Source organism: Sneathiella chinensis (genome assembly GCF_012720115.1).
Lineage (GTDB): Bacteria > Pseudomonadota > Alphaproteobacteria > Sneathiellales > Sneathiellaceae > Sneathiella > Sneathiella chinensis.
On sequence record NZ_VNWN01000007.1, the window covers coordinates 104,883 to 119,438 of the forward strand.

Below are 14,556 nucleotides of genomic sequence, written 5' to 3' on the forward strand. Positions count from 1 at the left end.
ATAAGGAATGATGACGTTGAAAACGGCTCAGAATATTGCAAAGCAATTTACCCTCGTGAAAGCAGCGGCGACGACCCTGCTCGCGCTTGCCCTGTCCGCCACGGTCATGATGCAGGCCGCGTCTGGCGCATCCCGGGTCAAGGATATCGCCGATTTTGAAGGCATCCGCGAAAATATTCTGGTCGGATACGGACTGGTGGTCGGCCTGAACGGCACCGGCGACTCCCTCAACAACTCTCCTTTCACGGAACAGAGCCTCGAAGCCATGCTGGAACGGCTGGGCGTTAACACCCGCGATACGGACCTGAAAACCGATAACGTGGCCGCTGTTGTGGTCACCGCCACCCTGCCCGCCTTTGCCCGTCAGGGAACCAAGGTTGACGTTACCATCAGTTCCATCGGGGATGCGGAAAGCCTGCTGGGCGGCACCCTTGTGGTTACCCCGCTGATGGCTGCCGATGGCGAGGTTTACGCGGTTGCCCAAGGCTCCATCACGGTTGCCGGTTTTGCCGCTGGCGGGGAAGCGGCCTCTATCACCAAGGGGGTCCCGACCGCCGGACGCATCGCCAATGGCGCCATTGTGGAACGGGAACTTGGCTTTGATCTGGCAACCCTGACATCGCTTCGCATTTCCCTTCGCAACCCCGACCTGACCACCTCACGCCGCATTGCCAAGGCCATCAACGACTTTATCGGCAACCGGGTCGCCAAATCGACGGACCCGTCCACCGTTGTCCTGAACCTGGATGGCAGCAAGCGGGATGACATGGTCGACCTGCTGACAGATATCGAGCAATTGATGGTCGAACCGGACCAGATCGCCCGCGTGGTCATTGACGAACAATCCGGCATCATTGTCATCGGCAAGGATGTGAAGGTGGATACCGTTGCCATCGCGCAAGGGAACCTGACCGTTCGCATTACGGAAACCCCGCAGGTCTCGCAACCTTCCCCGTTTGCCGAGCAGGGACAGACCGTCGTGGTTCCGCGCACCGACATTCAGGTGACCGAGGATGGCGACAAGAAACTGACCGTCCTGAATTCCGGCGTACGGTTGCAGGAACTGGTGGACGGGCTGAACGCCCTTGGTATCGGCCCCCGCGACATGATTTCCATTCTTCAGGCCATCAAGGCCGCCGGCGCCCTTCAGGCAGAAATCGAGTTGATGTAATGAGCAACATTCACAGCACATCCGGCAACTTCCTTGTTCAGAACGCCTCTGCCCAGGGACAGGCGAAATCCTCCCCCCGGCAGGAGGCCGCAAGCCTTGCCGCACAGGAATTCGAGGCCTTTTTCCTGAGCCAGTTCCTGAACCATATGTCCGCCGGGATCGAGACCGACAGCACCTTTGGCGGCGGCGAGTCTGAAAAGATTTTCCGCTCCATGCTGAACGATGAATACGCAAAATCCATGAGCCGGCAGGGCGGCGTTGGCATTGCCGATGCTGTTTACCGGGAAATTCTGGCCTTGCAGGAGGTATAAGTACAATGACAGAGCAAAAATCAGGTCCCGCCCTTCTCTCCCCGGTCGAACTGGCCGGAAAGATCGATCGCCTGTCCCAAATTCTGGAATTCGAGAACGAACTGATCGCTAACGGCAATCCGCAAGGCATGTCTGACCAGCAATCGGAAAAATCCCGGCTGGTCGCCATCTATAATCAGCAAATGACCCTGATCAAGGCCGACCCGGACCGTTTCAAGATGTTCCCTCAGGCGGATATCGACGCCCTTCGGGCCAGCAGCACGCGGTTTTATGACATTCTGGATGCCCATTTCCGGAAACTGTCCACGGCAAAAACCGTCACCGAAGGGCTGGTCAAGGCCGTCGCGGACGAGGCCGCGCGCAAGAAAGCCCCGCCCAAGACCTATAATGCAGCCGCCGGTTTTGCCGCAGGCCACACAACCCGCAACAATTCAGCCCTCAGCAGCGCGATTGCGGTCAATCAGGTAATCTGACCCGGAAGGCGGAAAACCATCCCGGCCCTGCCAGACTGGCGAAAGTCCGAAAAAGACCGACGGTCAAGGGTCAGGAGATATGGAACAAGGAGAATAGCGGAAGGAATACAGGCTGGCGTCCAGCCTTAAAGGCACACAGGCACAAACAGGCGCATAAAAACCGGGAATGCGCCTGTTGATCAGACTTCGTTATCGACCGCCAGCCCTTCCAGCTCGCGGTAATAGGCCACACGGCGAAGGACATAGTCACCGGGGAACTGCTTGACCACCTCACCGGTGGAAGAGTCAACCAGTCGATAGACGAACCGGCCGCTATCCCTGTCCCTGTCGATGGAGAAACGGGCATTCGGGGTCTCTTCATCCTCGAAGAACGCCCCAATGGTCTGCTCGGCCCGCCGTACCGGATCATGAATTTCCGTTGTCGGCGTGACCGCACCGTCCACATTGCCAGCGGACGCCCCTCTGGTAGCGCCGAAATCTCCGGCACCGGCGGGGGTTCCCTCTGGCCGCTTCTCAGCGCCGGGCATATTTATACGTGGCATAAGGGTTACGTCCATTTTCGCAACTCCTCTTTTCCTTTCAAAACTTCCCAAGAATACGAACAAATCATTACCAATTCGTAAACTTCTAAATCGCGACTGTCGTTTTTGGCGAAACAGGCCCCGCAAACATCAACCGGACATCGGGATCAGGCGTCAACAGACGACCATCAAGCAACAATCAAGGCAAATATATACAGAATAAAACAATATCAGGGAACATCTTGCACGACTTCCCGGACACCGGCAACGAACAACGCGGGGAGAGATCTTGCACGGCGGCACCGATCGGGTGCCGGTCTGGCAAATACACACTCCGCAGGAGCCCCTTCTGGGTCCGGGCATGTCAGCGAGGCATTCTACCCCACAAAAAGATCAAGCAAGCATCATGCCAGCACACAAGAAGGCACTAATCCATTGTTTTAACGGGGAAAAGGCAAAAAAGTGGTAGCGAGAACAGGCAGGCACTTTTTTCCGCCTCGGCAAATTTTACCCACCAAAACGGCCTCTAACAGGCAAAATTTGCCCACCCTCGGCCATTTCAGCATCTTCTGGCAAGACAAGACCGCAAGACCCGAAACAGTGAAATCTGGATGAATTGGATGATTTGGAAAGGGGGGATCGTTCTGAACAGATCCCCGAAAAGACGCCGCCGGACGGGTCGCCCCTCTTGATGGAAGGGCTTACTTTACCGGCAGCGACCGGGCCCGCTAGCGGGTGCCATACTGGATATAATCGGTCCACACCCGCTCTACCTGGCGCAGGGCCTTGCGGGTTGTCTCCAGATCCGGGGCCGGATCGGAACGGCTGAGCATGACAGCCTGCTTTTCCTCGGTTTCAGCGATTTTCTGAACCAGATCAAGCCCTTTATCAGACAGGCGGATCATGGTCGCCCGGCGGTCCCGTTCTGATTTCCCCTGCAGAAGATACCCCATCTCCACAAGTTTCTTCAGGTTATAGGACGCGTTTGACCCCTGATAATACCCCCGTGTCATCAGTTCCCGAACATTGATTTCCTCATCGCCGATATTGGCCAGCAACAAGGCCTGAACTGCATTGATATCCGTAATGCCCATTGCCGTCAGTTCGGCACGCAACACGTCCAGAAACCGACGATGCAAGCGTTCGATCAACCGGGTCAATTCGTGATAGTTTTCGGTCACAGGTTCCCCTTTTCGGCGCAAATAACGCCCATTCCTTAAACGAATTCCAAAACAATTTGCGGGCAACAGTGCCCAAACAAACTTAAAGAAATGTAAAGCAATTCCATTTCATTCAACTTTTTGCCCTGTCCGCCCCCTGAAAAGGGGCTCCCTGCCTCATATTCCGAAGGAGCCTTGCCGACCGGTTCGGGAACCGGGCTTAAAAGCTCAACTTTAAAGAGTAATTTTTTGAGGCCGAATCGCCCCAAATACAACTGAAAATACATTTTTAGGAAAATTTGTGTGACATTTTAGCAAGCAGTTTACCGAAAATTTATCATTTCATACAATCTTGTTGCATAACTTTGCCCAAGTGCAGGTAATTGATTCCATAGTAAAAATTCTACGGGTACCGCTGTTTTGGCCCATATGCCCGAAAAGCCGGGTTGGAACAGAAGTCGCTGTATTTATCTATCAGGTTCAAAAAGGCCTCTATACAGGACCAAACCATGATTGACGACAATACTGACCAGATTGATCAGAAAAAACTAATGGATCTATCAAGGGATCGGTCCGCCGCTGGTCGTCGTCAGTTGTTTGAAAATATCAGCAACCTGTATCTGGACGAGAAGGAAAAGCTCAGCGAACGGGAACGGGCGCAGATCGGCGATATCCTGACAAAACTGACCTCATCCGTTGAAAAATCAATTCGGCAGGCCCTGTCGGAACGGCTCGCCGTCTCTGGTGATGCCCCTCACGATCTTGTCCTGCTGCTTGCCAATGATGAAATCGAGGTGGCCCGCCCCCTTCTGGTGCAAAGCCGGCTGGTCCTGCAATCGGACCTGATGGAAATTATCGCCAATCGCAGTAACGAGCACCTGTTGGTGATCGCGGAACGGGATGATCTTGACGCCACCCTGACCGATCTTCTGATCGACCTTGGGGAAGAGGATGTGATCGAGGCCCTGATCCGCAATGACGACGCCGAACTCTCGCAAGAGGCCATGAACTTTCTGGTTGAAGAGTCCCGCCGGGTGGACCGCTTTCAGGAGCCCCTGCTGGCCCGGCATGACATACCCACCGATCTGGCCCACAAGATGTTCTGGTGGGTTTCGGCGGCCCTGCGGCGCCATATCATCAACAATTTCGAGATCGATACCACCCTTCTGGACCAGCAGATTGTGGCCGCGACCCACGACTATCGCAAGGAACAGAGCATCGCCGACTTTGGCGAGACCCACGCGGACAGGTTGGTGGCCCAAATGGCCAGCCGCAATGAATTGACGGAAAAGTTCCTGATCCAGACCCTGAAAAGCAAACGTATAAGGTTGTTCGTGGCGGGTCTGTCCCTGAAATCAGGGCTGGACATCCTGACCATCAGTCGCCTGATCCATGATCACAACGCAGAAGCGTTGGCCATTACCTGCAAGACCCTTGGTTTTGACAGAAACAGTTTTTCGGCCGTTTTCCTGCTCACCCGCCGTGAGACAACCGGAAGCGACCGCAAACACACCATTGATCCGGCCGAGTTTGAGGCCGTCATGAAATTTTATGACCGTTTGAGCGGGGAAACAGCAGGAAAGGTTCTGGATTACTGGAAACTGGATGCTGGTTACTCAAACGCCGTGGAGGAACTGGATAGCCAACTGGCATCCCTGTAGCCGATACGGGAATTACATTACAGCGACGTGCTAAAAGCATGTTGGGGGAACAGACGATGACAGATAGATCGCAGGGGAGCGTTATATCTTTGCACAGCGGCGTAAAAAGCGGCGCAGCGGCAGCCATACCCGCCCTTCAGGGCATCGTGAGCCGGGATTTTTTCGATGCCATATTCGAACAATCCCATCCCATGTATGTCGCCCGTCCCGATGGCACCGTTATCTATGCGAATAACGGCTATGCCTCCCTTTTCGGCACCGGCCGGTCGCAGCGAACCGGCAGTCAGATCCTCCCTGCCCTGCGAAGCGATCATCGGGACATTGTCACCCGCATTGCCAGAACGCGGGATGTGGAAACCCGGCAGGTCTCGGTCGAGACCGCACGGGGCACGGAATACTATCTGTCCCGGCACTTTCCCATCCATGACCAGAATGACGGCTTTATTGCCATTTGCGGCAGCTTCATCAACTCCACCCGGCAGGTCAACGCCGAAAGCAAGCTGCGCCTTGAGAAGCGCCGCTTCCTTGACATTACCCGAGCAGCCTCTGACTGGATCTGGGAAACCGATGTCAATGGCAACATCACCTTTATTTCGGACCGGGTCGTTCAGGCCGTGGGCCAGCCGCCCCTGCTTTTGAGAGGGCGCGCCCTGACCGACCTTGGCACCTTCCGAAAAGAAGGCTCCGGCAGCAGCAAGGCCGAAACCGCCATGGAAAACCATGTGCCGTTCCGCTCTGTCCCCATGACCATCGAAAGCATCGATGGGGAAACCAAGGTTTATAACCTGAGCGGCGTCCCGGTCTTCAACGAGAAAGGCCGCTTTGTCGGCTATCGCGGTACCAGCGATGATATTACCGCCCGCCTTGCCGCGGAAAACGAGGCGTCCTCCTCGCGCGCTGATCTGGAAAAGGCGGTGCGCGAAATTTCCCACAAGAACCTGCAACTGGAAATGACCGCCAAGAAGGCGGTGGCCGCCGCCCGCGCCAAGGACGAGTTTCTGGCCACTATGAGCCATGAGCTCCGCACCCCGCTGAACGCGATTATCGGCTTTGCCGAAGTAATGGGCCTTGAGACCTTCGGCCCGCTCAGCGAGAAATATCAGGAATATGTAACCGATATCCTGAATTCCGGGCGGCATCTTCTCAGCCTGATCGAGGATATTCTGGATATCGCCCGCATTGAAAGCGACAAGATCCCGCTGGAACTGGAGCCGACCTCGCTCAGGAACCTGGTCGATGATGCCCGCATCCTTGTGCAGAAGAAAGCCACCGACAAGGGGCTGGACCTGTCTGCGGTGCGGATCGACGACGACATTGCCCTGCATGTGGACCCGACCCGCAGCCTGCAAATCATCGTCAACCTTCTTGGAAACGCCGTGAAATTTACGCCGGAGGGCGGGAAAATCGGGGCCGATACGGAAATCCGTGACGGCAACATGCTGGCCCTGACCATCTGGGATACAGGCCCCGGTATTGAAGAAAGTGACCAGGAAAGAATTTTTGAGGCTTTTAAACAGGCCCATAATGGCATATACAGCCGCGGTGAGGACGGGGTTGGACTGGGATTGACGCTTTCGCTGAAGCTGGCCCGACTGATGGGAGGGAACATCACCGTTGCCTGTGAGCCCGGTCAGGGAAGCAGGTTTACAGTCACCCTGCCATTGATGCCATAACATCCGCCGACCAGTCCAAGCCGTATTCGTTTATTACGAAAGAATGTTTATTGTTTGTTAAGACTACCACCGCAGAATTAGTGTTGGTATTCTCCAATTGTAAGTAGGTTTATGGTTTTGGGCTCTCAACGAAACGAAAACATCAACCAGATTCTGGGTCTGGTTGAGCTCGCAGAGGACAAATCACCGACCCAGCGTAAATTCCTGTACCAGAAAATCGGGGATTTCCTGATTGAGGAAGGGGAAACCTTTTCCAAGGCGGAAAAGGAACTGATGGCAGACATTCTCTGCCGCATTACCTCTGACGTAGAAAAATCCATTCGCGCCCATTTTTCACGCCATATCGCCAAGCGGACCGACATACCGCAGGACCTGATCATATTCCTCGCCAACGACGACTTCGAGATAGCCCTCCCCATCCTGCGGGATTGCGGCCTTCTGGAAGAACCCGACCTGCTGGAAATCATCCACACCCGATCAACCCAGCATCAGTTGGCCATTGCCGCCCGCAGCAATATCAGCGAAAGCGTTTCCCGCGCCCTCAGCGACACCGACAAGGAAGAAGTTTGTGTTGAACTGCTGAACAACCACACGGCCAACATCCCCAACGATATTCTGGAGAAACTGGGCGAAAAGTCGGAAACCATCATCGCCTACCAGAAACCCCTTTTGCAGCGTCCGTTCCTGCCCAACCACATCGCCGAAAAAATGTACCGATGGGTGTCTGTCGCCCTCCGGGAATATATTGCCAACCGGTTCCAGGTGGACCCGCGCATTCTGGAAGTGGATATTGATGAACGGCGCGCCACCATCAAGTCCATTTCAACGGATATGGACCCATCGGAAAAGCTGGTCGAAAAACTCCACAAGGCCGGGGAGTTGAGCGCGGGCTTCATGCTGAAATCCCTGCGGCAGGGCGAAATTGACCTGTTTGAGCTGACCTTCGCCAAACTGATCGACATGCCGCGCAACCAGATCCAGAAAATCCTCTATTCCAAGAACCCGGAACTGCTGGCCGCGGCCTGCCGTATTCTGGACATGGACAAGATTGTCTTTGCCACGATTTTTGATCTGGTCTGCACCGTCAACCTGAAATTCCCGAAAGGCAAGGAAGAACGGGACAATCTGGTCACCTTCTATTCCCTGCTGAAATCAGAAGCCGCCACCCGGGCGCTGGCCAATCCGGAATTCATCAGCGGCAACATCCGCTACTATCAGGCGCACTGATCTCCTCTTGCAAAAAGCGTTATAAAATATACTCTGTTAACCAAGGACTTCCGCACACAAGCTGTGGGGAAGCCGGTTCTTGAAACGATTGAACGGACACAGGCCGTGATTGATCCATTTGGCAGAGAAGTAACCTATTTGCGCGTTTCCGTAACGGATCGGTGCGATTTCCGCTGCAAATACTGCATGGCGGAGAACATGACGTTCCTGCCCAAAAAGGACGTTCTCAGCCTTGAGGAAATCGAACAGGTCACGGCTGCCTTCATCCGCAAGGGGGTCCGCAAGATCCGCCTGACAGGCGGCGAGCCCTTGGTCCGCAAGGGCATCATGGAACTGATCCGCAATCTGGGCCGATACCGTGAAAGCGGCGAGTTGGACGAACTGACCCTGACCACCAATGGCAGCCAGTTGGACCGCTTCGCCGATGATCTTTATGCGGCCGGGGTGCGGCGGATCAATGTGTCCATGGATACGCTGGATGCGGAAAAATTCCATGACATCACCCGCTGGGGCCATCTGGACAAGGTGCTTTCCGGCATTGACGCCGCCCAAAAAGCAGGCCTGAAGGTCAAGATCAATACGGTGGCGGTCAAGGGGTTCAATGACGGGGAATTTGACGACCTGATCCGCTGGACCGGTGATCGGGACATGGATATTACCTTTATTGAAACCATGCCCATGGGCCAGATTGACGAGTTACGCTCTGACCGGTTTATCCGGCTGAAGGACTTGAAGGCCACCCTCGCGGAACGCTGGCCGCTGGTCCCCACCGATTACAAGACCGGCGGGCCGTCCGATTACATGATCAATCAGGAGACGGGAACGCGGGTCGGCTTTATCAGCCCCCTCACCCATAATTTCTGTGAAAGTTGCAACCGGGTGCGCCTGACCTGCACCGGCATGCTGTATCTGTGCCTTGGTCAGGAAGATAGCGCCAACCTGAAGGATGTGCTGCGCGGCCCCGGCGGCCTTGACGCCCTTGATGCCGCCATTGACGAGGCCATCGGCCGCAAACCCAAGGGACATGATTTCGTTATCGACCGAACCCACGACAACAAACCTGCCGTGTCCCGCCACATGAGTGTGACCGGCGGCTGACCCCTCCCCCTCTCCTTACGTAAAATAATGGCCCGGTATAAAAACAATGACACAAAAAAGAATACACTTTACGGCCAGTGAAACACCCGAGGCCCAAACGGCCCTCAAGCGCCTTGTCCACCAGTATGGACAGAACCCGGTCAGTCAGGCCGACGTGATTGTCGCCCTTGGCGGCGACGGGTTCATGCTGGAGACCATGCACCGATATATGGCGGCGGAAGTCCCCATTTACGGCATGAACAAGGGCACGGTTGGCTTCCTGATGAACAATTATGACGAAGACAACCTGCATGATCGCCTTGAAGTGGCCGAGGTGACGACCCTTCACCCGCTGAAAATGGCGGCAAAGGACATGCATGGCCGCGTGACCGAGGCGCTTGCCATCAACGAGGTATCGCTGCTGCGGGAAAGCCGGCAAACCGCCAAGATCGAGATCAAGATTGACGACAAGACCAAGGTCGATGAACTGACCTGCGACGGGGTGCTTGTGGCAACACCGGCGGGCAGTACGGCCTATAACTTTTCCGCTCACGGGCCAATCCTGCCGGTCAATGCGGGGGTACTGGCCCTAACCCCCATCAGTGCGTTTCGCCCCCGCCGCTGGCGCGGTGCGATCCTGCCCCGCGAGGCCCGCATCGTTTTCACGATCCTTGAATCAAAGAAACGTCCCGTCAGCGCCGTTGCCGATGCGGTCGAGGTGCGCGACGTGGCCACGGTCGCCATTGAAGAGGCACGGAACATCAACATCCTCGTCTCGTTCGACCCGGAACATAATCTGGAAAAACGCATCCTCGACGAACAGTTCATGCACTAGGGGCAGACCTGTTCGTAGCGGGTGAATTGCAGATGTTCAAAACCCAGCCATAACATATCGGCGCAGACATTTCCCGGCCACGCACCGTCACGATGAAAGCGCAATCGCCAAGGTTTTCACAAGCTGGAACAACGGGTCATTCAGCGCCCCAAAACCTTGTAAACGACCGTCAGAAAGGGTATTGATCAGGCAGGTAAGAGAGACGTTATTTTACCTTCTATCACAACCGCTTGTACGATCAGGCTTCCCCAAAAACCGGATCATGCAGCGCCGCGTAGCAGAAGACATGCCGTTTTCGCCAACACAACCGCGAGAGCGATGTCGTCGCCCACCTCATACTCAAGGTCGGCAAGGAGTGTTTGAAATGAACATCGGTTGCAACGTCCGCGCCCGGCGCGGGAAACCGCTCTTTATAGCCGGGAAACTTGTGCCCGCGTTTTTCACGCTTCTGCTCTGCCTTGCCGCAGGCTCTTCACCCGTGCGCGCCCACCCCCACGGCTGGATCGACCTTCGCAGCACGGTCATTCTGGACGCCGCGGGCCACATCACCGCCCTTGAGCAGGAATGGCTGTTCGATCCATTATACTCGACCTTCGTCATGGAGGACTTGTCCGGCACGGCGGAGAGCCAGCGCGATGCACTCACGACCCTCGCCGGCAGTAACCTTCAGGAACTGCGCAGTTACAATTACTTCACGGAAGTCCGCGCAGATGATGTGAAAATCGATCTGGGCGAGGTAAGCGAGTATGAGAGCGAACTTCGCAACGGGCGAGTTTGGATGCGCTTCGTTGTACCGCTCGCCACACCGGTTTCCCCGACCCTGAAAACATTCGAATTTGCCGTCTTTGATCCGACCTACTATACGGAAATCCTTCATCTGGAAGGAGACATTATCACTTTTCGAGGCGACGCTACGGGTGGCTGTTTTGGCCGCATTATGCCGCCCAATCCGACAACGGAAGCCATTCTGCTAGCGCAAACCATGGATCGCGACGCCACACCGGACACCACACTCGGTAGTGTCTTCGCCGAACGGGTGGAAGTCTCATGCAAGTAACTCGCCGCTATCTGCCCTTGGCGGCCACGATCCTGATCCTGATCGCTCTTCCTGCTGTCTCCTTCTTCGCGCTGACAGATAACAGTCCAAGTTTTTGGTCCTCTTTGGTGCTGGAAATTCAGACAATTCAGCGCGACCTGCATCGCCAGCTTGCAGCCGCAATGCAGTCTGTTCAGGCTGAAGGGGCGGCAGCAGCCTGGACGCTCATTATTCTCAGCTTCCTGTACGGGGTGTTCCATGCCGCCGGCCCCGGCCACGGCAAGGTCGTCATCTCGACATATATCCTGACCCAGGAAAGCCAACTGCGTCGCGGGCTTTTACTGTCGGGCATCTCTTCTCTTTGCCAGGGGGTCACGGCCATCGTGGCGGTCACCGCGACGGTCGGGTTGCTTGGCCTCACCCTGCGTCAGGCAAAAGGGGCCGCCACCAACCTTGAAACCCTGAGCTATGGCCTTGTCGCGCTGGTCGGCTTCACCCTGATGGCCAGTCGAGCGCGCCGCCTCTTGCGGCGACAGAAACTCGCGGTACCCTCCGGTCAGGGTACCCCCCCGCACCAACATGATGACCATCATCACAAGCATGACCAGTCTTGCCAAAGCTGTGGCCATACCCACGGCCCCTCACTCAGCGATCTGGACACGCCGGTTTCCTGGCGCAACCTTGTTGGCATAATTGCCTCGATTGGCCTGCGCCCGTGCAGCGGCGCGGTGCTTGTGCTGCTTGTGGCTTATTCTCTGGACCTTCACTGGGCCGGGGTCGGTGCGGTGCTGGCAATGTCCCTTGGCACCGCGATTACCGTTTCCCTGCTTGCAACACTCTCGGTCTATGCTCGTAAGGGCGCTCTGCGCCTCGCGGCGCTGATCCCGGACCGGGGGGCGACACGGTTTACCGTCATTCTCGATCTGATCGCCCTTTTCGGTGGCCTCGTGGTCCTGATCATCGGACTGCTCTTGCTTCAGGCGGCCTTTACCATGCCGGTGCATCCGCTCAGATAAAAGGCGTCGTTGCAACCAGTCCCTTTACGGCCGTGCGGGCAACGTCAATCGCGACAGGCTGCGCGCTGGTTCAAGCACATCTTCCAGAACACACAGAACAACCATAACGATTAAATAAAAGAAACAAATAAGAGCAACTAAATTTCAAAAACAAGAAACAAAAAAACTTATAATGAAATAAACTTGCTATTTTTTATTTCGTAATATTTGTAAATGACTTGTTAAGAGTTGAAAACCTATGAATACCCTACGTTAGCTTAGTCAGTAAAGGGTGTGCGTATGTTCGCAAGGCTTTCTTTAAAGTATCAATTGTATCTTCCCCTGATTGTTACAGCGGTCGGCCTGGTTCTGATTGCTTCCGTCTTTTTTTTCGGGACCAATCAAAATCTTAAAAACCAGACCTACTACCTTTCCGTTCAAGAAAGCCTGAATATTACCAAGAACCTGCACCGCGAGATGTTGGAGGCCCGCACCCTTGAAAAGGATTTCATCCGCCTTCGCCGGGAAAGCCTGATCGGGGAGCACGACAATAAAATCGACGAGATCCTGAACGACATTGCCCTTCTGGACAGCCAACTCAACGCGCCCCATCTGGTAGATACGGTCGAGCGACTCCCCGCCGCCATTGATGCCTACAAGGCAGCCTTTGACACGGTGGTCACCCAGTATAAAGAGGTCGGTCTGGACGAGAATAGCGGCCTTCAGGGGCAGGCCCGCAACGCCGTCCACCAGATCGAGACAACCCTTGATCAGGCCAATATTGACACCCTGACAATCACCATGCTGATGATGCGTCGGCACGAGAAGGATTTCATCCTCCGGCAGGATGCCAAATATGTGACCCGCCTGTCTGACCGGTTTGACGAATTCACCCAACAACTGGACAACACCCCGTTCACCAGCCGGGAAAAGCAGTCCATCCTGTCCAGCATGACCATTTATCGGGACAGCTTCAACCAGATGGCCAAGGGCCTGATCCGTCTTCAGGAAAATATCCAGTCCATGGAAAATATTTCCGACGCCACCCTTAAAAGTTTTTCAGAACTGGAACACGCCCTTGAGGAATACCGGAATGTTCAGGGCCTGAAAGCACAGTCCACCGCCAAGACGATTGCCCTGACCCTGATGGTGTCCCTTGTTCTGGTCGGGCTTGTCATGGCCATTTTCTCTGGCCTGATTGCGCGGGGCCTGCGGCTGTTGCTGACCGCCATGACCCGCACCATGAGCGCCCTTGCCGAGGGTGCGCTTGATACGGACATTCCAAACACCCGGCGCAAGGATGAAATTGGCGGCATGGCAAAGGCGGTCGAGATTTTCAAGACCAATGCCCTTCACACCATCCAACTGACCGAGGCAAACGAGAAGGCCAAGCAGGAACAGGCCCGACTGGAGCAATTGCAGCGCGAGGAACAGGAACGCCATGACCGCGAAGAACGCGACCAGCGGGAACGGGAACTGGCGCAGCAGGCGGAAAAAGCTGCGGCCCTGAACCAGTTGATTGCGGAATTTGACAGCAAGGTCAGCCAGACCATGGAAACCCTGACCCGGTCCGCAGGCGACATGAAAAACGCCGCCACCGAAATGTCCCGCCAGTCCGTCGAAAATGGCCGCCTGGCCGAAAATGTTGATGCACGTACCGACATGATGAGCGGAAACGTCAACACGGTTGCTTCCGCGACCGAGGAACTCAGCGCCTCCATCAACGAAATCAGCGGACAAATTCACCAGTCCTCACAGGTGACAAGACAGGCCGTTCAGGACGCCGCCCGCGGCACCACCTTTGCCGAGGACCTGACCGCTGCTGAAAAGAAAATCGGAACGGTTGTGGACCTGATCCATGATATTGCCAACCAGACCAACCTGTTGGCCCTCAACGCCACCATCGAGGCGGCGCGGGCCGGAGAAGCAGGCAAGGGCTTTGCCGTCGTCGCCAACGAGGTGAAGTCACTGGCCACCCAGACATCCCGCGCGACGGACGAAATCAGTGCCCAGATCACGGAAATGCAGACGGTGACCCATCAGGTTGTCTCCGTGCTGGAGGAAATCAGCACAACCATTGACAATGTCAGCGGCATCGCCACCGGCATTTCCTCAGCGATTGAGCAACAAAGCGCCGCCACGAACGAGATTTCCGGCAGCGTCCATCAGGCGGCATCCGCAGCCCGCGAGGTCGCCGGAAGCGTCACCGCCATCCGCACCAGCAGCACCGACAACCAGCGGATTGCCTCCTCGGTTCAGGAGACAGCCAACAGTCTGGAAGCCCTGACAGCCGATTTCAGTAGCGAGATCGGGGACTTCCTCGCCCGGGTTCGGGCGGTCTGACCCCTTCCTCATTCCCGATTACGGCGGCCATCAGTGCCGCCGTTTTTTTGCCTGCCTTGACCTTAGGTCAATA

General features: G+C 55.7%; 14 protein-coding genes. 11 read left to right on the forward strand and 3 right to left on the reverse strand.

Annotation, left to right across the window (positions count from 1 at the left end):
- The first annotated feature begins 10 nt into the window (after positions 1 to 10).
- The 3 genes from FQB27_RS12960 to FQB27_RS12970 are packed head-to-tail and all read left to right on the forward strand — an operon-like array spanning position 11 to position 1,955.
- Complete coding sequence (locus FQB27_RS12960) at positions 11 to 1,171, forward strand: flagellar basal body P-ring protein FlgI (protein ID WP_380683348.1); 1,161 nt, start codon at positions 11 to 13, stop codon at positions 1,169 to 1,171.
- Positions 1,171 to 1,482 carry a rod-binding protein gene (locus FQB27_RS12965; RefSeq protein ID WP_169561487.1) on the forward strand — a complete coding sequence of 104 codons (312 nt, stop codon included), beginning with the start codon at positions 1,171 to 1,173 and terminating at the stop codon, positions 1,480 to 1,482. Before FQB27_RS12960 ends, FQB27_RS12965 begins: the two co-directional genes overlap by 1 nt.
- A 5-nt stretch (positions 1,483 to 1,487) precedes the next feature.
- Positions 1,488 to 1,955, forward strand: coding sequence for a hypothetical protein (locus FQB27_RS12970; RefSeq protein WP_169561488.1), 468 nt, complete (start codon positions 1,488 to 1,490; stop codon positions 1,953 to 1,955).
- A gap of 179 nt (positions 1,956 to 2,134) precedes the next feature.
- Here the strand turns inward: FQB27_RS12970 and FQB27_RS12975 are convergent, their stop codons facing one another.
- From FQB27_RS12975 to FQB27_RS12985, 3 genes are all read right to left on the reverse strand, one after another.
- Positions 2,135 to 2,497, reverse strand: a complete 363-nt coding sequence (locus FQB27_RS12975) for a flagellar protein FlaG (RefSeq protein ID WP_169561489.1) — start codon at positions 2,495 to 2,497, stop codon at positions 2,135 to 2,137.
- Positions 2,498 to 3,204: 707 nt separating this feature from the next.
- Entirely contained in the window at positions 3,205 to 3,657 is a 453-nt protein-coding gene (locus FQB27_RS12980; RefSeq protein WP_206374649.1) for a MarR family winged helix-turn-helix transcriptional regulator, read from the reverse strand.
- A 35-nt stretch (positions 3,658 to 3,692) separates the two neighbouring features.
- A complete protein-coding gene (locus FQB27_RS12985) occupies positions 3,693 to 3,923 on the reverse strand; it encodes a hypothetical protein (protein ID WP_169561490.1) in 231 nt (76 codons plus the stop codon).
- A gap of 264 nt (positions 3,924 to 4,187) precedes the next feature.
- Between FQB27_RS12985 and FQB27_RS12990 the strand changes: the two genes are divergently transcribed.
- The 8 genes from FQB27_RS12990 (at position 4,188) to FQB27_RS13025 (ending at position 14,483) form a co-directional block, all read left to right on the forward strand.
- Positions 4,188 to 5,297, forward strand: a complete 1,110-nt coding sequence (locus FQB27_RS12990) for a DUF2336 domain-containing protein (RefSeq protein ID WP_169561491.1) — start codon at positions 4,188 to 4,190, stop codon at positions 5,295 to 5,297.
- A 56-nt stretch (positions 5,298 to 5,353) separates the two neighbouring features.
- Positions 5,354 to 6,970 (forward strand): sensor histidine kinase, encoded by a 1,617-nt coding sequence (locus tag FQB27_RS12995; protein ID WP_169561492.1) that lies wholly within the window; start codon positions 5,354 to 5,356, stop codon positions 6,968 to 6,970.
- Between the two features lie 111 nt (positions 6,971 to 7,081).
- Positions 7,082 to 8,197: a DUF2336 domain-containing protein gene (locus FQB27_RS13000; RefSeq protein WP_169561493.1), complete on the forward strand. Its 1,116-nt coding sequence runs from the start codon at positions 7,082 to 7,084 to the stop codon at positions 8,195 to 8,197.
- Positions 8,198 to 8,302: 105 nt separating this feature from the next.
- Positions 8,303 to 9,295 carry a GTP 3',8-cyclase MoaA gene (gene moaA / locus FQB27_RS13005; protein ID WP_206374651.1) on the forward strand — a complete coding sequence of 331 codons (993 nt, stop codon included), beginning with the start codon at positions 8,303 to 8,305 and terminating at the stop codon, positions 9,293 to 9,295.
- A 46-nt stretch (positions 9,296 to 9,341) separates the two neighbouring features.
- Entirely contained in the window at positions 9,342 to 10,109 is a 768-nt protein-coding gene (locus FQB27_RS13010; protein ID WP_169561494.1) for an NAD kinase, read from the forward strand.
- A gap of 364 nt (positions 10,110 to 10,473) precedes the next feature.
- Complete coding sequence (locus FQB27_RS13015) at positions 10,474 to 11,166, forward strand: DUF1007 family protein (RefSeq protein WP_169561495.1); 693 nt, start codon at positions 10,474 to 10,476, stop codon at positions 11,164 to 11,166.
- A complete protein-coding gene (locus tag FQB27_RS13020; protein ID WP_169561496.1) occupies positions 11,157 to 12,161 on the forward strand; it encodes a nickel/cobalt transporter in 1,005 nt (334 codons plus the stop codon). The genes FQB27_RS13015 and FQB27_RS13020 overlap by 10 nt, the downstream gene beginning before the upstream one ends.
- A gap of 279 nt (positions 12,162 to 12,440) precedes the next feature.
- Complete coding sequence (locus FQB27_RS13025) at positions 12,441 to 14,483, forward strand: methyl-accepting chemotaxis protein (protein WP_169561497.1); 2,043 nt, start codon at positions 12,441 to 12,443, stop codon at positions 14,481 to 14,483.
- Positions 14,484 to 14,556 lie beyond the last annotated feature (73 nt).